The sequence below is a fragment of the Streptococcus sp. HMSC076C09 genome (assembly GCF_001837905.1).
In the GTDB taxonomy this organism is placed as follows: Bacteria; Bacillota; Bacilli; order Lactobacillales; family Streptococcaceae; genus Streptococcus; species Streptococcus parasanguinis_I.
The window spans coordinates 1-22,911 of sequence record NZ_KV834606.1 but is presented as its reverse complement, the minus strand read 5'-3'; the positions used below and the strand labels follow the sequence as shown (position 1 = coordinate 22,911).

The window sequence follows — 22,911 nt, the reverse complement described above, 5'->3', positions numbered from 1 at the left end:
ATTACCGATTTCTGTCCCACTCTCTTTCTTCCTTATAGGATATTTTCATATTCATCGCGGACAGATTGAGGCCAGACACTGGTTTGGACTTCACCGATATGTTTCTTACGAAGCAAGAACATCGCCAAACGAGATTGTCCGATCCCTCCACCAATTGTAAGTGGGAAAAGACCATTTAACAAAGCTTTGTGCCACTCTAATTGGAGACGATCCTCGTCCCCTGTGATCGCAACTTGACGGCGAAGCGTATCTTCATCGACACGGATTCCCATTGAAGACAGCTCAAAGGCTGAACCTAGAACGTCATTCCAGACGAGGATATCGCCATTCAAGCCCTTGTAGCCATTTTCAGACTCTGTTGTCCAGTCATCGTAGTCAGGTGCACGTCCATCATGTGGTTTGCCATCTGCAAGCTCTCCACCAATCCCGATCAAGAAAACGGCTCCGAATTCTTTGGCAATGGCATTTTCACGCTCTTTTGGAGTTAAATCTGGATAGCGTTCCACCAATTCTTCTGTGTGAACGAAGGTAATTTGTTTTGGAAGAACTGACTCAATATCATAGCGCGCTTCTACTGCTAGTTCTGTTAAACGAATCGCCTTGTAGATCTTTTCAACCGTTTCTTTGAGGTAGGCGATGTTGCGTTGACCATTTGGGATGACTTTTTCCCAGTCCCATTGGTCTACATAAACAGAGTGGATAGCATCTAGCGAATCTTCATCTGGACGAAGGGCCTTCATATGGACAAAGAGACCTTCTCCTTCGCCAAAACCAAAACGTGCCAAGGTATGGCGTTTCCATTTTGCGAGTGAATGCACGACTTCATAAGTCTCATCAGGAATTTGAAGGACCTTTACAGATACCGGATGTTCAATCCCAGAAAGGTTATCCTGCATCCCGTCTCCGACCTTGCTCAAAATTGGCCCTTGGACTTCAATGATGTCCAATTTATCTTTTAAATATTGTGTAAAAGTCGTTTTAACAAACGAAATTTCTTTTTGTTGGTGGATAAAACTTTTTTTCATATAGTTCCTCATTTATAGACATTTTAGAAATGATTATACTCTTTTTTCAATCAAAATCAAGTCTTTTCATTCGTTTTCAACTGAATTTTTCTCTTGCAAAAAGGATTCATTTTTGATAAACTATATGTAACTTTTAAAACGTTACATAGGAGAAGTGACATGTTTGATGCAAAAAAACTAAAAGAAAGACGCCTGGAAAAAGGCTTAACCCAAGCAGATGTCTACGAGGAGCTCAAGATTTCTCGCAAGACTTACTCCAGTTGGGAGAATGGCTTAGCGGAGCCACACGAAAAAAATCTCAGGAGGTTGGCCAAGCGCCTCTCCGTTAAAGAGGACTACTTTATTAACAAAGAGTCTGCACTCTACACCTACCCTTTATTAACCCCACCTCATCAAAAGAAAGTCGACCAGTTGGCCAGCCAGTTATTGGAACAGCAGCAAAAAGTTGTTTCCTTGACTGCTTATAAGGTTCTTTCGATTGAGTTGGCAGCCGGTTTAGGACACACTTTTTATGACAACGAAACGGACTATGAAACCGTCTATTTTGACCAAGAGATCCAGCATGACTTTGCTTCTTGGGTATCCGGAGATTCGATGGAACCTCTCTATCCCAATGGCTCTGTTGCCCTCATGAAGCAGACTGGCTTTGACTATGATGGTGCTGTCTACGCCCTCATCTGGAATGGAAAAACCTACATCAAGAAAGTCTATCGGGAAGCGGAAGGTTTGCGCTTAGAATCCATCAACCCTGATTACGACGATTTATTTGCTCCCTATGAAGACGAGCCCAAAATCGTCGGCATTGTGGTCGGTCATTTTCTTCCACTCGAGGTTTAAATATGCTATTTGATTATTCACGTGAGCCTCATTCTGATATTGCTTTTGTGGATATGAAAAGTTTTTATGCCAGTTGTGAATGTGTCCGTCTGGGGCTCAATCCCTTGACGACTTCTCTTTGCGTCATGAGTCGGAGCGACAATTCAGCTGGCCTGATTTTGGCGAGCTCTCCCGTTTTCAAACAAGTCTTCGGCAAGAAAAATGTTAGCCGTAGCTACGACCTACCTTTTGACCTCAAAACCAGAAAATTTAATAGCTACGCCGCCAAAAAACAAGGATTGCCCACAGATCCAGCCTTTATTGCATCCATTGAATCCTGGGCCAAGAGAACCCTGATTGTGCCTCCACGGATGAATGCTTACATTCAGGTCAATATGGAAATTCAGAAGGTCTTTCAGGAATTTGCGGCACCAGATGATATTTTCCCTTACTCGATTGACGAAGGCTTTATCGATCTGACCTCTTCCTTAAATTATTTTATTCCAGATCCCTCCCTCTCTCGAAAGGAAAAACTGGATCTCCTTTCTGCCAGGATCCAAAAAAGGATCTGGCAGGAAACTGGAATCTACTCTACCATCGGCCTCAGCAATGCCAATCCTCTTCTTGCCAAGCTAGCCTTGGACAATGAAGCTAAGCATTGCCGAAATATGCGCTCCAATTGGTCTTATGAAGATGTAGAAAGTAAGGTCTGGAAACTGCCCCAGCTCACTGATTTTTGGGGCATTGGACGTCGTACTGAAAAACGATTGCAAAAGATCGGGATCACGTCGATTGCTGAACTGGCCCAGGCTCACCCAGATCTCTTAAAGAAAGAATTCGGAGTCATGGGCCTTCAACTGTGGTTCCATGCTCATGGCATTGATGAAAGCAATGTCCACAAGCCTTATCGTCCGAAATCACGAGGCATTGGCAACTCTCAAATCTTGCCCTATGACTACCATCTACAAACCGACATTGAACTGGTATTTCGGGAGATGGCTGAACAGGTGGCTATTCGCTTGCGACGGAAAAAAAAGAAGACCCAGCTGGTCTCCATTCATGCCTCCTACTCCAAAATCGAGGGGCTTCCGTCCATTCACTGCCAGCAAAAGATTGAGCCTACCCAATCCACCAAGGTTTTATCCGATACGGTTCTGCGGCTCTTTCGCTCCAAGTACGAAGGAGGCGCCATTCGGCAGATTGGTGTTTTTTATGGAGAACTTGTCGAGGAGTCTCTTCAACTCCTTTCTCTCTTCGATGACCCAGTAGCCTTGGAAAAAGAGGAGAAACTCCAGCAGACCATTGACCGCATTCGGGATCAATTTGGCTTTACCTCTCTTCAGAAAGGCTCCTCATTACTAGAAAACTCACGCGCCATTGCACGCAGTAAACTAACAGGCGGACATTCCGCAGGAGGCTTAGATGGATTAACATGATTGACCGTTCTTATCTCCCTTATCAATCCGCCCGCGAGTTTCAAGATCGTGGTATGGCCAAATGGGCTGGCTTCTTTTTATCCGAGCACACAACTGCCCTGCATACAAAAGAAATTGACCACAGTCAGCTCACGGTTCTTCCACTTGCTGAACAGATCCAGCTCCTGGAGCAGGCCTTTCAACAACAAACGACGATCTCGATCACAACTTTAGAGGGGAATCAATTTGCAACCTACACAGGTTCGATTCACACCTTATCTGCTTCTGAAGTTCTTCTCAAAAGCGATGACCACTATCACCGTCTCCTCGTAGACTCTATCATTTTTATTGAATCTGAGGAAACAGCCTATGAAACCTATTCAAACTAAACACGAATTACAATTTGATTATTTTTCGGAGAATTACCACCAATTTGAGACAGACTTTTACAAGTGGGCCGCTACTTCTACGCCGCTCGTCTTTTTAGAAGACGATATTCTCCACTCTATGGCAGCAGGCCAGCGAAACTACTTTCGTCTTCACCATACTAAAAGTCGGGATCATCGAGACCATTATTTCTATTTTAAGGTTTCCACACTCTCCCAATCACCCCTGACCCGTATTTACGCTTATACAGGACATCACTTACAAAAGATAGATCCTCATCAGACAGAGAAAAAGGATAGCTTGATCTGAGAAGCTATCCTTTTTCTTGATTTATGGGATTCACTACAGTCCTTACGAGTGATTAGAATCCATCTACGTTTGTGTAGATTTTTTGTACGTCCTCGTCGTCTTCAAGAACGCTGTAAAGTTTTTCAAATGTTTCCAAATCTTCACCTGACAACTCAACTTCTGATTGAGGAATCATTTCCAATTCTGTTACTTGGAATTCTTCGACACCTGATTCACGCAAAGCAACGATTGCTTTGTGAAGATCAGTTGGAGCAGTGTAGACTGTGATCGTTCCTTCTTCTGCTTCGACATCATCTACATCCACATCTGCTTCAAGCAAAAGTTCAAAGATCGCATCAGCATCATCACCAGCAAAGACGATAACACCTTTGTTGTCAAAGAGGTAAGATACAGAACCTGAAGCTCCCATGTTCCCACCGTTTTTACCAAAAGCAGCACGGACATTGGCAGCTGTACGGTTAACGTTTGAAGTCAAAGTATCAACGATCAACATCGAACCATTTGGTCCAAATCCTTCGTAACGTCCTTCTGTAAAGGTTTCGTCTGTATTTCCTTTTGCCTTATCGATCGCTTTATCAATCACGTGTTTTGGCACTTGTGCTTGTTTCGCACGGTCAATAACGAATCTCAAAGCAGTATTTAGTTCTGGATCTGGTTCACCATTTTTAGCAGCTACATAGATCTCCACACCAAATTTAGCATACACTTTTGAGTTGGCACCATCTTTGGCAGTTTTTTTGGCAACAATATTGGCCCATTTACGTCCCATGAGGATTCTCCTTAAATTTTTTCAAATTATTTTCAATCTTTTATATTATATCACAAATCATCGAAGTTAGACTAGATTTTTCTATTTTTAGAAAGGGGATTTTATAGGAATTTTTCTTCGAGTTGGAAACTTTAAAGAGCTATCCTAACTATCAAAAAGATACTCTTTTAAAGACTTAATAATGATCTTTAAATGACAGAAAAGCGACACCTGACTCATCTAGCATATAAATCAGGCGATTCTCTGCATCAATCCGTCTTGACCATGCTCCTTGAAAGTCATATTTCAAAGGCTCAGGCTTACCAATCCCTGCAAATGGGTCCCTTTGGATCTCTTTGATAAGGGTATTGATTCGCTTCAGTGTTTTTTTGTCCTGACTTTGCCAGTAACAATAATCCTTCCAGGCATCTTCTGTAAACTTGAGTAACATCTGTTACCCCTCAATCTCATGGAGTTGAACCTGACCAGCTCGGACTTCTGCCATGCCCCGCAAGACCTTATCTGACAATTCCTTGTTCTGAGCTAGTCTCAGGGTTTCTTGTAGGCTGTCCCACTCGCTCTTAGAGATGACCACAATATCTTCGTCTGGATTCTTATTCACGACCGTCAAAGGCTCAAACTCATCATTCACCTTCTTCATATAATCCTTCAAATGATTGCGGAATGTTGAATAAACGACTGCTTCCATTGCCATACCTCATTCTACCTCTTTTCTATTATTATACATGAAAAAGAAAAACTTGTCAGGAACTTGTACAAGTTTTCCCTTCTCCAATTAATTATTCGTAAAAAATTTCTAAATTTGGTAAAAAAAATCTACTGTCTAAAGGAATTTTTAGACAGTAGATAAACACTGTTTCCGCGCATCATCACTTTCTTGCCTTACGTGAATGTGGACAGAGAAAATTTACGTCAGACTGTTGATTCTTCCACCCTCACTGGCACCCGACCCCAGATCTGCTCTGGCAATTGGGGATGGCCTAGTTGATACACCTGATCGGCTTGCTGGGTCAAACTGTCCCAAGGTTCCTTACCGATTCGGGTCACCAAGTCCACTTGACCTTTTAGTGATTTGAGGTGAGCTTGTCCCTTTGCGGAAAATCCTAAGACATGAATGGCATCGGGAAGAGATTGATCCATCGCCCCTACCAAGATGTAGGTCAAGATGCGGCGCACACGCGCCTTGGTATAGCGCTTGGTTGCGACTTTCTCCACCAGGTCTTCCACAGAACTAGCACTTCGAACCGCATCCTTTATCCGATTGGCCAGTTCCTCATTGACCTGAAAAATCTGTGTCAAATCCGGACGGGTTAGGATTTGATAACGGAGCAGTTGGTCATAATTCTCCCAAGATACCTGTGGAGCCGACTGAAAGAGTTGGCTATTGGGCATGAATCTAGCAACAAAGTCCTGATCTTCCTTGTGTAGGCGTAGACTAGTCGCAGAAGCATAGGCCACTTCTTTTTCTTCTGAATGGTAGCCCGCACCCTGGCGCTGGACGGGCTTAAGCGCAATCCCCTTCCCAGCACAAGCCTTGGCATAAGCCAGCCCTAGAATATGATTGGGAGTATCTCCTGTGAACTCCACTCCAGCAAAGGTTTCCCACATTTTTTGGGTCTTTTGTGGATAAGATAAATCGTCTGGAAGACTTCGCAAGAAACCTTCCATTTCCGCTCCTTTCTCCGAATAAATAGTCGCAATCGCTTGGTAATCCAAGACTTCTTCTGTCCCAAAAATCAATTGGTCAATTCCTAGACGGGACAAGATTTCTACCGCTCCCTTGGCAAAATGATCAGCCGACTGAACAGCCACAAGAAAGGGGAGCTCGACCACCAGATCCGCTCCATTTTCCAAAGCCATCTGCGCGCGAATCCACTTGTCTACAATGGCAGGCTCGCCACGTTGAACAAAATTTCCGGACATGGCCACAATCTTCAGCCCGTCTGCCTGTTTCAACAGGTACTTGTGACCATTGTGAAAGGGATTAAATTCTGCAATAATACCTATAACTGTCATGCTGTCCTACTTCTGTGCTACAAAAAACCATCGTTTGCTGGTCTTTGTTGGCGCTTTGTCTTCAAAGTCTGCATACAATTTGAAAGATTTAAAGCCAGCCTGCTCCAATAAAATGTCATAGGTTAAAACTTCATAGGTGCGTTCCTCATGAACTTCATCGTGGCGACTAAAGCTGCCATCCTCTTCTTGGACAAAGAAGGTCAGCTCATGGACGATCGAGTGAGGGGCCGCGTCCTCGTAAGTATCCCAGAGCATGGCAAAGTCTTCTGCGTTTTCGTGGTAAGAATAGCCTGGGAAGACCTCATCTGTCTGATAGGTCGAATGGACATCAAAGATAAAGACTCCGTCCTCATTGAGGGCATTATACACTTCTTCAAAGACATCCCCTACTTCTACCTCGTCCTGCATATAGCAGATAGAATCCGAGTAGCAGGTCACGAAATCATAAGTGCCTGCTTGCGACAGGTCCAGCATATTGCCCTCGATAAAATCAATCTTCTGCTTGGCTGAAGCAGCTCTTTTTTCAGCAATTTTCAGCATGTCAGCACTCAGGTCTAACCCCGTCACATCAAATCCAGCTTGAGAAAAGCGAACAGACTGAATCCCTGTCCCACAAGCCAATTCCAGTAATTTTTTCCGATCCTTGCTTTTAGGGAGATGCCGGAGAGAAAAATCCGTCCACAAATCATACAGACTGTCATCCATGACCGCATCATAGACCGCCGCAAAGGTTTCATAAGTCGCCATATTCATGATACCAAGTCCGCCCGTAATCCGATAGAAAATTAGGAGCACGACGATGGAGCTAAGCTCCAAGGAGAGCTATCTATTTTCCGAGGATTACAGGACGGGTTCAAATCCTTTCTAAGATACAAAGAGCCTTAAAAGCATAGAGAAAATAGGAAACTTTCTGCCGTATCGTCAGATACAAAGGAAGTTCCTCTTTTTCTCACAGCTTTTAGCTCGTGTTCAATTATCAAATTAACCAAACACGAGGCCCCATCCTTTCTTTCCATAGAATTTCAATTTAACCAACAAAACTCAGTTGCTACCAACTGAGTTTACCTGCTTATGCTAGGGCTGCTGAAAGATCGACAGCACTTGCTTCGTGCCATAGCTTTTCTAGGTTATAGTGGGCACGCATTTCTTCTGAGAAGACATGGACTACCACATCACCTAAGTCAAGAAGGACCCAACCTCCAGCTGAATCACCTTCGACGTGGCTGGCATTCCCACCAGCTTCAATGACCTTCTCGCGAATATTTTCAGCGATAGCCTCCAACTGGCGGCTATTCATAGAGCTTGCGATGACAAAGTAATCTGTCACACTGGTCAAGCTTTGAACATCCAAAGCCACAATGTCTTCCGCTCGCTTTTCATCTGCTGCTTTGACAACTAATTCAAGTAGTTCTTTTTCTTTCATGTAATCCTCTTTCCTTAAAAAATTGATTTGTAATCTAAGACATCCGCAAAGCGTTCTGCCCAAATCTTCTCATAAAATTCATTGAGCGTTTCTGCCGGGATATCCTCTCCATCAAAGGTTGTGACAGCTCCTTCTGGAATGATCAGCTTATAGCCGTATTCAAATCCCACTTTGACGGATGTATCGACACAATATTCTGTCTGCATACCACACAGGACCAGTTGTTCAACCCCTTGTTGATCCAAGTATTCTTTTAATCCTGTCTCTTTAAATATGCTATTGTATCGCTTCTGAAACACCTTCTCATCTGCCTTCCTCTTCAACAGGGGCGATAATTGCCAATCTTCCGAAGTTAAAGCCTCTGGCGTTTCAATATGCTGTATATAGATGATTTCAACCTGCTGTTTTCTAGCCTGATCTTGCAAATAAGCGATCTTCTCTAAGAGCTTTCCTGTCTCAAAACCTGTTTCCACTAAGATATTTTGTACATCAATAATGATAAAAGCTGTCTTCACTCACTGCTCCTCTTTCAAATACTTCACAAAGGCGTTATAGGTTTCAAGTGTTTGGGGATAAATGGGCAATCCTTGGTGAGCCAGGTGTTCGACTGTGCGAGCCGTCTCATAGGCCACGGCACGATCCAAAGAAACTTGGGCGATGTCACGCGCCTGATCTACCCCCGGAAAGGCCCGGTTGTGCTCAATGTAATCAGCCACATAGACAATCTTATCTAAGATCGACATCTGTCCACTCCCCACGGTGTGAATCTCAATACTGCGAAGAATGGCTGGATCTGTCAATCCGAGGTCTTCTTGAATCTTGTAAATCCCGACCATCCCATGCCAGACATTGTTGCCCCAGTTTTTTAATGCTGGATCCAGCTCATAGCGATCAATCAAGTCTAGAAATTCCTGATCTGATAATTTCTTGGCATAGTCATGTAACAAACCCGCTAGGCCAGCCTGCTCTTCGTCAGCCCCATAGCGTTTGGCCAAGTCACGCGCAGCCTTCTCAACCCCTAAACAGTGAGTTAGTCGCTTTTCTGGCAGGATTTGGCGCATTTTTTCAAGCAAGACCTCACGAGAAAAGCCTAGATAGTTTTCATAGGTCATTGATACAATCCTTCTTTCTTGATATAGTCCAAGACTGGTTTTGGCAACATAAAATTCGGCGTCCGGCCTTTGGCCACAAAATCACGCACCATACTAGAGGAGATGTCCATTAGAGGAACATCCACCCAGATCACCGGATAAGAAGTCCCTGCCTTATAGCGTGGCCGCTGGACCCCGACAAATTGCACAATCTCCACCAATTCATCGATGCGGTGCCATTTTGGTAAATAATCTACCATATCTGCACCAATGATGAAGTAATAATCTGTGTCTGGATCCCGTTCATTGAGCAAGAGCATGGTGTCGTAGGTATAGGAAATCCCTTTCCGCTCGAGTTCAATCGTCTCGATCTCCAGACCTTCAATGCCTTCAATGGCTAATTCCAGCATCTTAAGGCGATGGTGCTCTGCAATCGTCCCCTTGGCATCGACATGCGGCGGCTCATACTCAGGCATCAAGAGCACCTTATCTAACCCTAATTGTTGGCGCACTTGATCCGCAACGACCAAATGGGCATTGTGGACCGGATTGAAATTTCCACCCAAAATACCAACTTGTTTGCGTTTCTTGTCTTTGATCTCTGGCTCTAACTCTACCTTGGTAAAGGGAGTCAATAGTTCAATTGCCATAGGTTTGCTCTCCTCGATGTCTTAAATTTCTTTTACCTTCGCTGAAATTTTACGATTTTCTTTTTTGCTCGATTGTTTGAACAAGATGAGAATCCGACCAATCTTTTGGACAGTTTCCACACCGATTTCTTCTTCCAAGATTTCTGCGACTTCATGGATATTCTCATCCGTATTTTGAAGAAGAGTCACCTTGATCAATTCTCGCGCATCCAGCGCTTGGCGCACACTGGTTTTGATTTGGTCATTGAGCCCATTTTTCCCAATTTGGATAATGGGTTTGAGGCTGTGGGCTTGGCTATTGAGGAAAGCCCGTTGTTTAGATGTTAATGTCATATTTTTACTTCCTTTTTTTGATCGTTATTTTAAGTGGTGGGGACGGCCGGAACTAATTTTTCAAAAATCTCATCTTTGAAAAAGGGATTTCCTCACCTCAAAATGGAGCCTTGGTCTCCATTTTGCCCTTGCCAATCGATCGATTGGCAACTACACCACGGCAATAACGATCTCTTTATGAGCTCACTTTGTTCGCTCTTCAGATATATTTTTTCCTATTTTTTTAAATGATAGCTTTGCGGGTAACGACGGCGACGCCTTCTGGTGCCCAGACGGCTACTTTGGCTTCTCCATTGACGCGGATCCAGCCCAGTCCTGAGATGACCAGGTCTGTCTTGTCCTTGATGGTAAACTCATGAGAAACCAAGGGTGGGAATTCTTCTTTTTCCTTGCTATTGGGTGGAGTTAGTAAGCCACCGACATGCTTGTCATAAAAGGCAGTCGCTCCTTCTAGCTTGGTTCGGTGAAGCTTGAGTTCGTTATCAAAGAAGGCGGTGAAACCTTGCTTTTCTCCCTTGATAAAGTCAAAGCGTCCTAGACCACCCAAAAAGAGGGTTTGCTCTGGATTGAGCTGATAAGTCTTAGGCTTGATTTCCTTTTTAGGGCTGACATACTTAAGATTTTTTGCTGTCAAGTAATGAGCCATCTGGTGGCGATGGATAATCCCTGGTGTATCATAGATGTAGGATCCATCGTCCAGTGGGATTTCGATCTTGTCCAGTGTCGTCCCTGGGAAGCGAGAGGTCGTGATGATATCCTTGTCTCCAGTGATTTCTTGGATGATTGCATTGATGAGGGTCGATTTCCCAACGTTGGTCACACCCACCACATAGACATCACGGCCCTTGCGGTACTGCTCAATCTTTTCCATTAAGTCCTTGATCGCACTCTTGTTTTGAGCAGAGGTGAGGACCACATCGACAGGACGCATGCCTTCTTCGTGGGCCCGCTCCATCAACCAATGGGTCACCTTGCTATCCTTGACAGACTTGGGCAAGATGTCTTTTTTGTTTCCGACCAAGAGAACATCATTTCCTGCTACAAAGCGTGGTAAGCCTGGGATAACAGATCCATTAAAATCAAAAATATCCACTACATTGACCACGAGAGCATCACTATCTCCTACCTCGTGAAGGAGTTTTAGGAAATCATCATCCGTCAGATGCACATCTGTTATTTCATTGTAGTGACGCAGACGGAAACAGCGTTGGCAATAAACTTCGCCTGTTTCCAAACCCTTTTCAAGAGCTGATTGGGGAGTATAGCCTAGCCCCTCTTTGTTTTCTGTCTGAATGGGGGCTCCACAGCCAATACAGAATAATTCTTCCATTCTTAAATTCCTTTTTTATATACAATTGGACCATATTTTTCGGCCATTTGCTTCATGACACGGCGTTCACGCGCCCGGTTGATCTGCGTCTTGATGGAGTCATGCTCAACCAAAGGCTTGACCAAAATCGAACGAATGCCTGCACGATGGGCAGCCCGGATATCCGTCATCAGTTGATCCCCGACCATGACCACTTCATTTTTCTCATAGTGGAAACGTTTGAGGGCCCGATCAATCCCAAAAGTAAAGGGCTTGAGCGACCAGGCTTCATAGTCAATATCAAATTTCTCAACAGCGCGCTTGACCCGTTTGGGACTATTATTAGACACCACGATAACCCGAATCCCTCCATCACGAAGGTCATGCAACCACTGGCGCATTTCAGGAGTCCCATCCGGATTATTCCAAGCAATCAAGGTATTATCCAAATCCACAAGGACCGCCTTGATACCCTGTTTTTTCAAGTCTGTAACGGTGAGATCATAGGCTGCTTCCACCGCAAAATCTGGTTTGTAATTTTCGATTGACACGTTTTTCTCCATTTTTTATACTCCTTTCATTGTAGCATAAAAAGGCCCATTTTGCACCCGCTTCACGACTAAAACAGCGACAGACTCCAATCAGGTCGCTTTCACTACTCAAAAAATAGACAAAATCCTTACAAAGTTCCAAAAACATGGTATAGTAGAAGAAAAAGAACTCGGAATTTTTTATGAAACAAACAAGCTTAAAAGAGGTCTCTCCTCTTCTCCAAAAAATCATCAATTGGTCATCCATCATTGGGGCCTTCGCAACCCTTGCATTCTGCATCTGGGCCTACTTTTCTGGCATCCTTCAATCCAAAGAAACCTTGTCAGCTTTTATTCTCCAAGCAGGCATCTTTGGTCCACCTCTCTTTATCTTTCTTCAGATCCTTCAGACAGTGGTCCCTATTATTCCAGGCGCCCTGACATCTGTAGCAGGTGTTTTCATCTACGGTCATATTATCGGGACTATCTACAATTACATCGGCATCGTGATTGGCTGTGCCATTATTTTCCACCTTGCGAGAATGTACGGTCCTAAGTTCGTCCAATCCATGGTCAGTCAGAAAACCTACGACAAGTACATTGGCTGGCTCAATGAAGGCAAGCGGTTCGATCGCTTCTTTATTTTCATGATGATTTGGCCAATTAGTCCTGCCGACTTCATCTGTATGCTTGCAGGTCTGACCAATATGACCTTCAAACGCTACATGACCATCATCATCCTCTGCAAACCCATCACCCTGGTTATCTACACCTACGGCCTAACCTATATCATCGATTATTTCTGGAAAATGGCCTAAAAATAGTTACTTAAACTTTTTCTCTTACAGAATCATACAAAAAAACACGGCATACCGCCGTGGTTCTGTGTTTATTTCACAAGTTTCTTCATCTCATCAATACGTGCGACGGTCGCATCGTACTTCGCTTGGTAGTCGGCTTGTTTGTCGCGTTCTTTTTGGACGACTTCTGGTTTGGCATTGGCTACGAAGCGTTCGTTAGAGAGTTTCTTACCAACCATATCCAGTTCTTTTTGCCATTTGGCTAATTCTTTTTCAAGACGGGCCAATTCTTCTTCAACATTGAGAAGGTCAGCCAGTGGCAAGTAGATTTCTGCACCTGTGATGATGCTTGACATAACCAAGTCAGGTACTTCGACATCTGCTGCAATTTCCAGGTGTTCTGGGTTTGTGAAGCGTTTGATGTAGTTGACATTATCATTGAAGAAGGCATCGAGCTTGCTGTCGCTTGTCTTGATCAAGATAGTGATTGGCTTACTTGGCGCTACGTTCACTTCTGCACGTGAGTTACGAACGGAGCGAATCACATCTTTAAGAGCTTCTACACCAGCTGCTGCTTCCTCGTTTTCAAACTCTGGACGAACCACTGGGTATTCCGCCGTCACGATTGTTCCTTCAGAGATTTGGCCGTAGATTTCTTCAGTTACGAATGGCATAATTGGGTGAAGGAGACGCAAGATTTGGTCCAAAGTGTAAAGAAGAACAGAGCGTGTGATAACTTTTTCGTCTTCGTTATCGCTGTATAGCACTTCCTTAGTCAACTCAACATACCAGTCCGCAAACTCATCCCAGATGAAGTTGTAGAGGATGTGACCAGCCACACCGAATTCAAACTTATCAAAGTTTTCAGTGACTTTTCCAATAGTTTCGTTGAGGTTGTGGAGAATCCAACGGTCTGTCACGTTACCTGATTGACCAGCAGCGACTTTAGCCACATTTTCACGCGCCACCTCCAAGGTCAAACCTTCATTGTTCATGAGGATGTAACGTGAGATGTTCCAAATCTTGTTAATGAAGTTCCATGACGCATCCATTTTCTCGTAAGAGAAACGCACGTCTTGCCCTGGTGCAGAACCGTTTGAAAGGAACCAACGAAGGGCATCGGCACCGTATTTCTCGATAACATCCATTGGGTCAATCCCGTTACCGAGTGACTTAGACATCTTGCGTCCTTGCTCGTCACGAATGAGACCGTGAATCAGGACGTTTTGGAATGGCTGACGGCCAGTGAATTCCAATGATTGGAAAATCATACGAGACACCCAGAAGAAGATGATGTCGTAACCTGTTACCAAGGTTGAAGTTGGGAAGTAACGTTTGAAGTCTTCTGACTCGACATCAGGCCAGCCCATAGTTGAGAATGGCCAAAGGGCCGAACTGAACCACGTATCCAAGACGTCTTCGTCCTGAGTCCATCCGTCACCTTCTGGAGCTTCCTCGCCGACATACATTTCACCCTCAGCATTGTACCAAGCAGGGATTTGGTGACCCCACCAGAGCTGGCGAGAGATCACCCAGTCATGGACATTTTCCATCCATTGGAGGAAGGTATCGTTGAAACGAGGTGGGTAAAATTCAACCTTGTCGTCTGTATCTTGGTTGGCAATAGCATTTTTAGCTAATTGATCCATCTTGACGAACCATTGCGTAGACAAGCGTGGCTCAACCACAACACCTGTACGCTCTGAGTGACCAACACTGTGGACGCGTTTTTCGATTTTAACAAGGGCACCGATTTCTTCCAATTTCTTAACAACAGCCTTACGTGCTTCAAAGCGGTCCATACCGTTGAATTCGCCAGCCAATTCATTCATGGTACCATCATCGTTCATAACGTTGACTTGCGGAAGATTATGACGTTGACCAACCAAGAAGTCATTAGGGTCGTGGGCAGGTGTGATCTTCACCACACCGGTACCGAATTCAGGGTCTGCGTGTTCGTCACCAACGATTGGGATTGGCTTGTTCAAGATTGGCAAGATAACATTTTTACCAATCAAGTCTTTATAACGGTCATCATTTGGGTTAACCGCTACGGCAGTATCCCCAAACATAGTCTCAGGACGAGTTGTTGCTACTTCAAGGGCACGTGAACCGTCTTCCAACATGTAGTTCATGTGGTAGAAGGCACCTTCGACATCCTTGTGAATAACCTCGATATCAGAAAGGGCTGTACGGGCTTTTGGATCCCAGTTGATGATAAATTCACCACGGTAGATCCAGCCCTTCTTGTAAAGCTCTACAAAGACCTTACGAACGGCTTTTGACAACCCTTCATCAAGGGTAAAACGCTCACGAGAGTAGTCTACAGAAAGCCCCATCTTGCCCCATTGTTGCTTGATAGTAGTGGCATACTCGTCTTTCCATTCCCAAACTTTATCAAGGAATTTTTCACGACCAAGGTCATAACGAGAGATGCCGTCCTCAGCCAAACGCGCTTCTACTTTAGCTTGAGTAGCAATACCTGCGTGGTCCATACCTGGAAGCCAAAGCGTATCGAAACCTTGCATCCGTTTTTGACGGATGATGATATCTTGCAAAGTTGTATCCCAAGCGTGACCAAGGTGAAGTTTACCAGTTACGTTTGGTGGTGGAATAACGATTGAATAAGGCTTAGCCTTTTTATCGCCAGAAGGCTTGAAAACATCTTCGTCAAGCCATTTTTGGTAACGACCAGCCTCAACCTCGGCTGGATTGTATTTAGGTGAAAGTTCTTTAGACATGTGTGCGTCCTTTCTAGTTATTTCTTTTTAATGTTTATTTTGAGTTTCCCACTCACTCTTCAGCAAGCCGTATCTCAAATCATCACAGCGATTGCCTTGGGCATCTTTACGGTCTCTTATGCGTGCTTCAAGGGTGAAACCAAGCTTCTCAGCAACTCGTTGACTTTGGACATTGTAGCTAAAGCAAGACAATTCTACCTTATGAAGCCCTAGTTCTTTAAAAGCCAGGTCAATCAAGGTACGCGCTGCTTCGGGTACATAACCCCGGCCCCAATAGTCTGGGTGCAAGGTATAGCCAATCTCCAGCACATCGTCTTCGTGGCGATGGTTGAAGTCAACAGAGCCAATGATTCTATCGGTTCCTTTGACCACAATGCCGTAACCAGCTGGAAGATTTTCTTTTTGATTGCGATCGGGAAGGATATGCTCTAGATAATAGATCTCGTCTTCCAAGGTCTTGACGGGTGGAAAGCCTGCTGGGTAAGAGACTTCTGGAAGACTGGCGTAGGCATGGATGTCCTCAGCATCCGCCACTGTTCGGACTCGTAAGACCAGACGCTCCGTTTCGATTCGTTCTGGCAGCTCAGCTCTTGTCATTCTTCTTCCTCGCTTTCTTCATAAAGCTTCCCATGGGGTCGACTCGGTCGTCCAGATAACGATAAACGCGCTGATGGCCGTCCCCCATAAAGTAAGTCGGTGCAAAACGGTCATTTTTAAAATGCCCCTTATCATCTAAGAGCTCTGGATCAGCCAGTCGCTCAAGAATCTTTGCAAAGATATGGCAAATGCCATCTTCCTCGATAATCCGATCTACCTGGCAATCCAATACGACTGGACAGGCCTCCAAAATCGGAGCCTGGGTCCGTTCAGAAATCTCATAGTCCAGCCCTAAGTGATCCAACTTCTCCCGATGGCTGATAAAGCCAGCCTGCTCCATCTCCAGCATAAAGTTTTCATCAGGGATGTTCACAGTGAACTGTTGATAATGCTTAATCTGGTCTGCCGCATTTTCCTCAGCACCAACCCCTATGACGAGCCAATCTCCCAGACTATAAGAGGAACTGCAGGTTGTGATATTGTGCTCAAAGTTCTGGTCCTGATACCCCAAGATGAAGATCGGAAAACCATAGTAGAGTTTACTGGTGTTAAAAGATTGTTTCATGACAACCTCCTTTGGCTAGGGGTGTAAAAGAAAAATAGTCCCTGTCATTAATCTGACAGGGACGAATGTGTTGATCCGCGGTACCACCCAAATTCGGGCAAAGCCCGCATCTTTAATCTTCTTGTTTCACTTTTATGACGTCGTTAGCTCGTCTTGGCGTACTTCAGTACAGCCTGCAACTCGCCGCCTAGTCCTAAAAGGAAACAAAAAGATTTATATTTCATTTTTTAATTTCATCCATTAGCAACCAGTTTTGACACATTTGTGGACTTCTCAGCACCGCCACTTTCTGTAAAATGTGGGATTCAAAACACCTCTAATAGGTTCATTTTAGCAAGTTTTCTTGGAAATAGCAAGAAATCACAAAAGCGATTATTTAAATTTAACGCCTAGTTCTTTCAATTTCTTGATTGTAGCTGGGCCGATTCCTTTAAGGGCCAACAACTCTTTTTCTGTCCAATTTGCAAAGTCCGCAACAGAGCGAATACCTTCATCATAGAATGTTTGCGCACGATCAAGTGCCACACCTTCCAAACTTGCAGCAAATTCTTCCACTGAAGAAGCTGCTTGTTTCACTTCTTTCGCCACTGCTTTTGTAGCTTTCTCAACCTTTTTAGGTGCTTCTTTCACAGCTGCAGTTACAGTTGCGACAGCTTTTTTCAAAAGATGTCTATTTTGATGTTTGTATTGTTTCGCACGGTTTACGTTCTTCTTTGCCATTTTTCCTCCTAAATTCAGTGATCAATTCCTAAGGCAACAAGGTTTCATCACCATAATTCCATTCAAAAATCCGTTGATGTCATTTCAACTTTTTTATTGTATCACAATCCCCTAAAAAATCAAGTCATTGCTCAATTTTCAGGTAAATCTAGCTAGTTAAACGCCTTCAATAAGGTATTTTTAATATTTTCTTTCACCAAAGAGCCCATCAGGTAAATCATGAAATCCTTTTCCAGCATGGAAATTTTCAAACTTCCCTTGCAAGAACTGATAAGCGTCCAAACGGCTTTCATAGCGAATCATAGCGATTTTAGCTCGTTCATCCTGATCTTCATCAAAAACCTTCTTACTTTCTTCAAGAGCCATTTCATTGATCATGACTTGAGTCTTGATCCACTCCTCAAACTCCTTCATAAACTCTGTTTCGTAACTCATCTTTACTCCATTCCTCTATAAAAATCCGTATCGATCTCCCGATAAGGTTGAATGTCCTGAACATATTCCAAGACCCCTTGAAAGTCTCCATCCTCATCACGCACTGCTGCATAGGTGACATGGACAAATTTCCCACGCGATTCTGATTTGAACCACATTTCATACTTGTCTTTTTTCCCTTCACGAAGCCCCTGCATGATGGCTTTGACCTTCTCCAAATATTTCGGTGGGTGACACAGCTCAACATTGCGTCCTACCTGCGATGGCGTCCTCTTAAAAATCATTTCCTCAAAAGGCGCAGCATCGTTGTAATATTGAAAAATATCATCCTTATTGACAAAGGTGATCTCCATCGGCAGATGATTCAAGATCAAATTCGCTTGCTCCACCGATAAAAATCCATGGCCAAAAGCTTGTGGTTGCTTGCGGTCGAAGCTCTCTTCTTTTTTCTTAGGCGTGAAGGTAATGGTCAACTGCCCCTCAGGAGTCTCAATGACCTGATGGTGATCATCGCCTTTTGAAGAAGGAAGTGGTTCAGTTGGCCCCTCTGACTCTTTCGACGCTTCCTCCTTGAAGTCAACACGTTTTGGCACCCACTTTTCACTTGGGAGAATAATGGCATAACCATAAACATCACTTTCTTCTGCAATGGAGAGCCAGTCATCCTGGGTAAAGGACTCCAGCAAAATCATCAAGAGAATCGACTCTTCCTTGAAGATCATGCCCTCAAACTCTTGCGCAAAGGCTTCAAAGCGTTCCTTGACTTCAGAAATACTAGAATCCGGTAATTTCTTTGCCGCATCTGAAACTTTCGCAAAGAGTTCCCGAATCTGGTCATCCACTCCCCACATCACTTTTGGTGGGGAATCATGCCCATATTTTTCCATAATCGGAAACATCAACTCTTCCTTACGACGGTAATGCCGGTCAAATTGACCCACCAAGCCCAGCTGACGTAACAAGCCCTTATGAATCTCCTGAATCATCTCAGGATCCTCGGTTGTCTCATAATTGTCTAGCAAGCGGCGGACCCGCATCATAGCTGCACGAAGAGCTAAGTTCTCCTGTTTAAAGATTTGAACCGGATGACCTGGGTGGTCAGTATCTGCTACTTCGACTCCTTGAACCGCATTCTTAAAGAGATTGGCATGGACATCACAAAGTTCCATCACATCTTCAAAAGTCACACCTGCATCTGAATTCATCAGTTCATGCTCCATAAGAGAGATCTCAATCGCAGAAACCCCTGCAAAGGTCGCATCAAAGCGCTCCTGAACCGACTCAGGAGAAGCTCCATGATGAAGCTCTAATAAGATATCTCTTAAGACGTGAATTCGTTCATCACTCATTAGTCTAGCCCCACTACTTCATAGCCATTAGCCTCTAGTGTTCGCACAATCTTCTCCATAGGAGTACCTTCTAATTTTGATCCTTGTTTCAAAGAAACCTTGCGCCCAACTGTATTGCGCATGATCGGATTGGCTAAGGGTTTAAAGCCCAACTCCACTAACAAATCCAATACTTCCGGATGTTGATCAATAACTTGAGCAACTGGAATCGATACATCAATAACATTGTCCATTTATTTATTTCCTTTACTCATTCCCTTTATTTTCTCTTTGACGAGCCCGCTCTTCGCCCCACCAAAGAGGCATCAGTTCTCCTAAAGTAATGGTCTTGCGGCTCTCATAATCCACCATAAATTCTAGATGACGATTCTCTGCATCTAGCTCAAGGAGAAATTCACGACAGGCCCCACAAGGCATCCCTGAGCCTTCTCCATAAGGAGGCTTGTCTCGAAAAGCAATAATGCGCTTGACCTTGGTCTGTCCTGATTGTTGATACATGTTGAAGAGAGCTGCTCGTTCGGCACATAAATGAAAGACGCCACAGGTTCCTTCCATACAAAAGCTCGTAAAAATCTGACCATCTGCAGCCTCAACAGCAGCAACCACATGTCGAGCATAGACAAAATCTGAAATCTCTTGAGGCGCATAGAGAGCTTTCGCCTCAAGATAAAGTTTTTCCCAAATATCCATTCTTCTTCTTTCACTTCTTCACTAATTTCACAACTGCTTCTGTCCTTGCAGTATGGGGAAACATATCCACTGATTGAATGTATTCAACCTGATAAACCTTTGTCAAAGCCACTAGATCCCGTGCCAAAGTAGAAACATTACAAGAGACATAGACCATCTTTTCAGGTGCATAGTGCAACAAGGTCTCGATTAATTTTGTCCCCAAGCCCGTACGAGGTGGATCCACGATCACAGCATTAGCCCGATAGCCTTCTTGGTACCAGCGAGGAATAATCTCTTCTGCTGTACCAGCCTCATAGTGGGTATTCTCAAATCCCATCCGTTTAGCATTGTATTTGGCATCCTCAATCGCTTCAGGAATAATATCCATCCCCCGAACACTTTTCACTCTATTAGCAAAAGCAAACCCAATCGTTCCGACCCCACAATAGGCATCAATCAGGTGATCCTCTGGAGAAACATCTAGAGCCTTGACAGCCTCACTATACAATACTTCAGTTTGTTCCGGATTCAACTGGTAAAAGGCTCGAGGAGAAAGGGAGAATTCATAATCCAAAACACCTTCCAAAATGGCCTCTTCTCCCCAAATAATCTGCGTTTGTTCCCCATAAATCTCACTGGAACGAGACGTATTTTTGTTAACAGCAACCGTGACAATTTCAGGGTGTTTCGTGACCAAGTCTTGCACCAAATTGTTTACGTTAATCTGACGACTGGTGACCACAATGATCTGAACCTGACCAGACTTCCGAGCCCGTCTAACCATCATGGTTCTGACACCCAGTTCTTTACGCTCATCAGCAATCGGAATCTGATAATAGGTCAATAAATCCGCTAGATCGTTGGCGATAGCTTGAATAACCGGATCTTGAACCAAACAATCTTTTAATTCCACCAAATAATGTGAATTTTGAGCATAGAGTCCCGCCTTCACCTGGCCCTTGAATTTCCTTGTTTGAAATTGCAATTTTGCCCGATAGTAAAGAGGCTCCTGCATTCCAATTGTCGGCCGAATATCATACTGTTCAAATCCTTCAGGTGAGAACTTCTTCAAGGCCTGTTGCAACAAATCTGTCTTAAACTCCAGCTGCTTGTCATACTTCAAATGCATGATTTGACAGCCCCCACAGGTCTCATAGATATCACACATGGGCGTCACACGAAACTTAGACGCCTTATTCACAGATAAGAGTTTGGCTTCCGCAAAATTTTTCTTGACACTTGTAATTTGGCAGAAGATATCTTCTCCCTTTAAAGCACCTGGCACAAAGACAAGTGTTTTTTTATAAAAGCCAATCCCTTCACCGTTAATTCCCATTCGTTTAATTTTCAAAGGAATTTTTTGTTTTACTTTAACGTTCATATCCCTATCTTAACACATTTTTCGGTATAATAAAAACATGAAAATTACAAAACTAGAAAAGAAAAAAAGACTCTACCTCCTGGAATTAGACAATGATCAAAAACTTTATATTACAGAAGACACCATCGTCAAATATTTCCTTTCCAAAGATAAGGAAATCAGTGAGGAGGAATTAAAAGAAATCCAAGAGTTTGCTCAATACTCCTATGGTAAAAACCTGGCCCTTTACCATCTTTCTTTTAAAGCTCGGACAACAAAAGAAGTCCGAGACTACCTGACAAAATATGAGATTGAAAGTGACATTATTGATAAAGTGGTCCAACACCTAAAAGAAGACAAGTGGTTAGATGATCGTCAATATGCAAGAAACCTGATAGAGGCTAACCTTCTCAGTGGCGATAAGGGCCCTGCCTTATTACAACAAAAAATTCAACAAAAAGGGATCTCAAAATCTATCCTTCAAGAAATTCTTGCAGACTATGATTTTTCAGAAGTGATCGACCGTACCGCAATAAAACTCGTAAAAAAATACCAAGGGAAATATCCGTTAAAAGCTATTGAAACTAAAATCATCCAAGGACTCATTTCAAAAGGCTTTACATACAACCAAGCGAAGATAGCATTCCAAAATCTCGAGCTCGAAACAGATGAAGAAACAACCAATGAGCTCATTCTAAAAGAGTTAGAAAAACAATACCGTAAATACAGTAAAAAATATGAAGGCTATGACCTCAAACAACGCTTGACTCAGGCACTAGCCAGAAAAGGCTACGATTATAGTGATATAACGTCAGCCATTAGAGAATACTTAGATTCATAAACCAAATTGAAAATTAAATAGTAAAATAAGAAAAAATTTGAAAAAATATGATACAATATAGAGGATATACTTAGATTGTAGAAAGTTGGTAAGTTATGAAACTACCTAAAGAAGGCGACTTTATTACAATTCAAAGTTATAAACATGATGGCAGTTTACACCGAACATGGCGTGACACCATGGTATTAAAGATAACCGAAAATGCAATTATTGGAGTAAATGATCATACACTTGTGACTGAAAGTGATGGTAGACGTTGGATCACGCGTGAACCAGCGATCGTTTATTTCCATAAAAAATATTGGTTTAACATCATCGCCATGATCCGTGACAATGGTGTGTCTTACTACTGTAACCTAGCAAGTCCTTTTCACATTGACCAAGAAGCCTTAAAATATATCGACTATGATCTCGATGTCAAGGTCTTTACCAATGGTGAAAAAAAATTGTTAGATGTTGAAGAATACGAGCAGCATAAAAAAAAAATGCACTATTCAGATGACATCGACTTTATTTTAAAAGAAAATGTTAAGGTTCTAGTAGATTGGATAAACCAAAACAAAGGTCCTTTTTCTGAGGAATATATCAAAATTTGGTATAACCGTTATGTTGAACTGCGAAATAAATAAAGTTGAAAAGAGCGAAAGCTCTTTTTTCTTGAAAATTAATAAAAAAATAACTACAAAAAAAGTCTAATGTCAACCATTAGACTTTTTCGATACACTATCGGGAAGACAGGATTCGAACCTGCGACACCT

Annotated in this window: 29 protein-coding genes; 7 read left to right on the top strand and 22 right to left on the bottom strand. The window is 43.3% G+C overall.

Annotated elements, in window-relative coordinates; translation table 11 throughout:
* Positions 1-32: 32 nt before the first annotated feature.
* Positions 33-1,025, bottom strand: a complete 993-nt coding sequence (gene asnA / locus HMPREF2704_RS00145) for an aspartate--ammonia ligase (RefSeq protein ID WP_003005888.1) — start codon at positions 1,023-1,025, stop codon at positions 33-35.
* Positions 1,026-1,184: 159 nt separating this feature from the next.
* Between asnA and HMPREF2704_RS00140 the strand changes: the two genes are divergently transcribed.
* From HMPREF2704_RS00140 to HMPREF2704_RS00125, 4 genes are read left to right on the top strand one after another with little or no spacing between them, the layout of a single operon-like run.
* On the top strand, positions 1,185-1,862 hold the full coding sequence (locus tag HMPREF2704_RS00140) for a helix-turn-helix domain-containing protein (RefSeq protein WP_024054965.1): 678 nt from the start codon (positions 1,185-1,187) through the stop codon (positions 1,860-1,862).
* Positions 1,863-1,864: 2 nt separating this feature from the next.
* Positions 1,865-3,277, top strand: a complete 1,413-nt coding sequence (locus tag HMPREF2704_RS00135; protein ID WP_024054964.1) for a Y-family DNA polymerase — start codon at positions 1,865-1,867, stop codon at positions 3,275-3,277.
* A complete protein-coding gene (locus HMPREF2704_RS00130) occupies positions 3,274-3,645 on the top strand; it encodes a hypothetical protein (protein ID WP_024054963.1) in 372 nt (123 codons plus the stop codon). The genes HMPREF2704_RS00135 and HMPREF2704_RS00130 overlap by 4 nt, the downstream gene beginning before the upstream one ends.
* A complete protein-coding gene (locus tag HMPREF2704_RS00125) occupies positions 3,626-3,952 on the top strand; it encodes a DUF5960 family protein (protein ID WP_009732369.1) in 327 nt (108 codons plus the stop codon). Before HMPREF2704_RS00130 ends, HMPREF2704_RS00125 begins: the two co-directional genes overlap by 20 nt.
* A 52-nt stretch (positions 3,953-4,004) precedes the next feature.
* On the opposite strand, the gene HMPREF2704_RS00120 is transcribed toward HMPREF2704_RS00125, so the two are convergent.
* The 12 genes from HMPREF2704_RS00120 to HMPREF2704_RS00065 all read right to left on the bottom strand — a co-directional run bounded on the left by HMPREF2704_RS00120 (position 4,005) and on the right by HMPREF2704_RS00065 (position 12,094).
* Positions 4,005-4,721 carry a YebC/PmpR family DNA-binding transcriptional regulator gene (locus HMPREF2704_RS00120; protein ID WP_070845296.1) on the bottom strand — a complete coding sequence of 239 codons (717 nt, stop codon included), beginning with the start codon at positions 4,719-4,721 and terminating at the stop codon, positions 4,005-4,007.
* A 175-nt stretch (positions 4,722-4,896) separates the two neighbouring features.
* Positions 4,897-5,151, bottom strand: a complete 255-nt coding sequence (locus HMPREF2704_RS00115) for a Txe/YoeB family addiction module toxin (protein ID WP_013903192.1) — start codon at positions 5,149-5,151, stop codon at positions 4,897-4,899.
* Between the two features lie 3 nt (positions 5,152-5,154).
* Entirely contained in the window at positions 5,155-5,409 is a 255-nt protein-coding gene (locus HMPREF2704_RS00110) for a type II toxin-antitoxin system Phd/YefM family antitoxin (RefSeq protein ID WP_003014291.1), read from the bottom strand.
* A gap of 224 nt (positions 5,410-5,633) precedes the next feature.
* Complete coding sequence (locus tag HMPREF2704_RS00105; RefSeq protein ID WP_045759150.1) at positions 5,634-6,737, bottom strand: nucleotidyltransferase; 1,104 nt, start codon at positions 6,735-6,737, stop codon at positions 5,634-5,636.
* A 6-nt stretch (positions 6,738-6,743) separates the two neighbouring features.
* Positions 6,744-7,484 carry a class I SAM-dependent DNA methyltransferase gene (locus HMPREF2704_RS00100; protein ID WP_282184847.1) on the bottom strand — a complete coding sequence of 247 codons (741 nt, stop codon included), beginning with the start codon at positions 7,482-7,484 and terminating at the stop codon, positions 6,744-6,746.
* Positions 7,485-7,806: 322 nt separating this feature from the next.
* Entirely contained in the window at positions 7,807-8,160 is a 354-nt protein-coding gene (gene rsfS, locus HMPREF2704_RS00095; protein WP_049522610.1) for a ribosome silencing factor, read from the bottom strand.
* Between the two features lie 14 nt (positions 8,161-8,174).
* On the bottom strand, positions 8,175-8,675 hold the full coding sequence (locus HMPREF2704_RS00090) for a cysteine hydrolase family protein (RefSeq protein ID WP_070845294.1): 501 nt from the start codon (positions 8,673-8,675) through the stop codon (positions 8,175-8,177).
* The gene (yqeK, locus tag HMPREF2704_RS00085) at positions 8,676-9,272 is read right to left on the bottom strand and encodes a bis(5'-nucleosyl)-tetraphosphatase (symmetrical) YqeK (protein WP_003012035.1); all 597 of its coding nucleotides are present in this window, start codon (positions 9,270-9,272) and stop codon (positions 8,676-8,678) included.
* Entirely contained in the window at positions 9,269-9,901 is a 633-nt protein-coding gene (locus HMPREF2704_RS00080) for a nicotinate-nucleotide adenylyltransferase (protein ID WP_003012335.1), read from the bottom strand. The genes yqeK and HMPREF2704_RS00080 overlap by 4 nt, the downstream gene beginning before the upstream one ends.
* Before the next feature lie 21 nt (positions 9,902-9,922).
* Positions 9,923-10,234 (bottom strand): ribosome assembly RNA-binding protein YhbY, encoded by a 312-nt coding sequence (yhbY, locus tag HMPREF2704_RS00075; RefSeq protein ID WP_003005853.1) that lies wholly within the window; start codon positions 10,232-10,234, stop codon positions 9,923-9,925.
* 223 nt (positions 10,235-10,457) lie between these two features.
* Positions 10,458-11,564 (bottom strand): ribosome biogenesis GTPase YqeH, encoded by a 1,107-nt coding sequence (gene yqeH / locus HMPREF2704_RS00070; protein ID WP_049472983.1) that lies wholly within the window; start codon positions 11,562-11,564, stop codon positions 10,458-10,460.
* 2 nt (positions 11,565-11,566) lie between these two features.
* A complete protein-coding gene (locus HMPREF2704_RS00065; RefSeq protein WP_118095844.1) occupies positions 11,567-12,094 on the bottom strand; it encodes a YqeG family HAD IIIA-type phosphatase in 528 nt (175 codons plus the stop codon).
* A 182-nt stretch (positions 12,095-12,276) separates the two neighbouring features.
* On the opposite strand from HMPREF2704_RS00065, the gene HMPREF2704_RS00060 reads away from it, so the two are divergent.
* Positions 12,277-12,891 (top strand): TVP38/TMEM64 family protein, encoded by a 615-nt coding sequence (locus HMPREF2704_RS00060; RefSeq protein WP_024054803.1) that lies wholly within the window; start codon positions 12,277-12,279, stop codon positions 12,889-12,891.
* A gap of 71 nt (positions 12,892-12,962) precedes the next feature.
* Here the strand turns inward: HMPREF2704_RS00060 and HMPREF2704_RS00055 are convergent, their stop codons facing one another.
* The 9 genes from HMPREF2704_RS00055 to rlmD form a co-directional block, all read right to left on the bottom strand.
* Entirely contained in the window at positions 12,963-15,614 is a 2,652-nt protein-coding gene (locus tag HMPREF2704_RS00055; RefSeq protein WP_070845292.1) for a valine--tRNA ligase, read from the bottom strand.
* 27 nt (positions 15,615-15,641) lie between these two features.
* Positions 15,642-16,211 (bottom strand): GNAT family N-acetyltransferase, encoded by a 570-nt coding sequence (locus tag HMPREF2704_RS00050; RefSeq protein ID WP_049474397.1) that lies wholly within the window; start codon positions 16,209-16,211, stop codon positions 15,642-15,644.
* Positions 16,198-16,776: a flavin reductase family protein gene (locus HMPREF2704_RS00045; RefSeq protein ID WP_003014318.1), complete on the bottom strand. Its 579-nt coding sequence runs from the start codon at positions 16,774-16,776 to the stop codon at positions 16,198-16,200. Before HMPREF2704_RS00045 ends, HMPREF2704_RS00050 begins: the two co-directional genes overlap by 14 nt.
* A gap of 372 nt (positions 16,777-17,148) precedes the next feature.
* Positions 17,149-17,496 carry a helix-hairpin-helix domain-containing protein gene (locus HMPREF2704_RS00040; protein ID WP_003011968.1) on the bottom strand — a complete coding sequence of 116 codons (348 nt, stop codon included), beginning with the start codon at positions 17,494-17,496 and terminating at the stop codon, positions 17,149-17,151.
* Positions 17,497-17,676: 180 nt separating this feature from the next.
* The gene (locus tag HMPREF2704_RS00035) at positions 17,677-17,931 is read right to left on the bottom strand and encodes a DUF1912 family protein (RefSeq protein ID WP_013903179.1); all 255 of its coding nucleotides are present in this window, start codon (positions 17,929-17,931) and stop codon (positions 17,677-17,679) included.
* A gap of 2 nt (positions 17,932-17,933) precedes the next feature.
* Positions 17,934-19,280 (bottom strand): DUF438 domain-containing protein, encoded by a 1,347-nt coding sequence (locus HMPREF2704_RS00030; protein ID WP_024054662.1) that lies wholly within the window; start codon positions 19,278-19,280, stop codon positions 17,934-17,936.
* The gene (locus HMPREF2704_RS00025) at positions 19,280-19,513 is read right to left on the bottom strand and encodes a DUF1858 domain-containing protein (protein ID WP_003005810.1); all 234 of its coding nucleotides are present in this window, start codon (positions 19,511-19,513) and stop codon (positions 19,280-19,282) included. The genes HMPREF2704_RS00030 and HMPREF2704_RS00025 overlap by 1 nt, the downstream gene beginning before the upstream one ends.
* A 13-nt stretch (positions 19,514-19,526) precedes the next feature.
* Positions 19,527-19,970, bottom strand: coding sequence for a cytidine deaminase family protein (locus HMPREF2704_RS00020; RefSeq protein WP_070845290.1), 444 nt, complete (start codon positions 19,968-19,970; stop codon positions 19,527-19,529).
* Positions 19,971-19,980: 10 nt separating this feature from the next.
* Positions 19,981-21,333: a 23S rRNA (uracil(1939)-C(5))-methyltransferase RlmD gene (gene rlmD, locus HMPREF2704_RS00015; RefSeq protein ID WP_003011951.1), complete on the bottom strand. Its 1,353-nt coding sequence runs from the start codon at positions 21,331-21,333 to the stop codon at positions 19,981-19,983.
* Between the two features lie 37 nt (positions 21,334-21,370).
* Here rlmD and recX point away from each other — a divergent pair, with 37 nt between their 5' ends.
* Both recX and HMPREF2704_RS00005 read left to right on the top strand, forming a co-directional pair.
* Complete coding sequence (gene recX / locus HMPREF2704_RS00010; RefSeq protein WP_021152716.1) at positions 21,371-22,153, top strand: recombination regulator RecX; 783 nt, start codon at positions 21,371-21,373, stop codon at positions 22,151-22,153.
* Positions 22,154-22,248: 95 nt separating this feature from the next.
* Entirely contained in the window at positions 22,249-22,782 is a 534-nt protein-coding gene (locus HMPREF2704_RS00005) for a nucleoside tri-diphosphate phosphatase (RefSeq protein WP_070845288.1), read from the top strand.
* Positions 22,783-22,911: the final 129 nt, after the last annotated feature.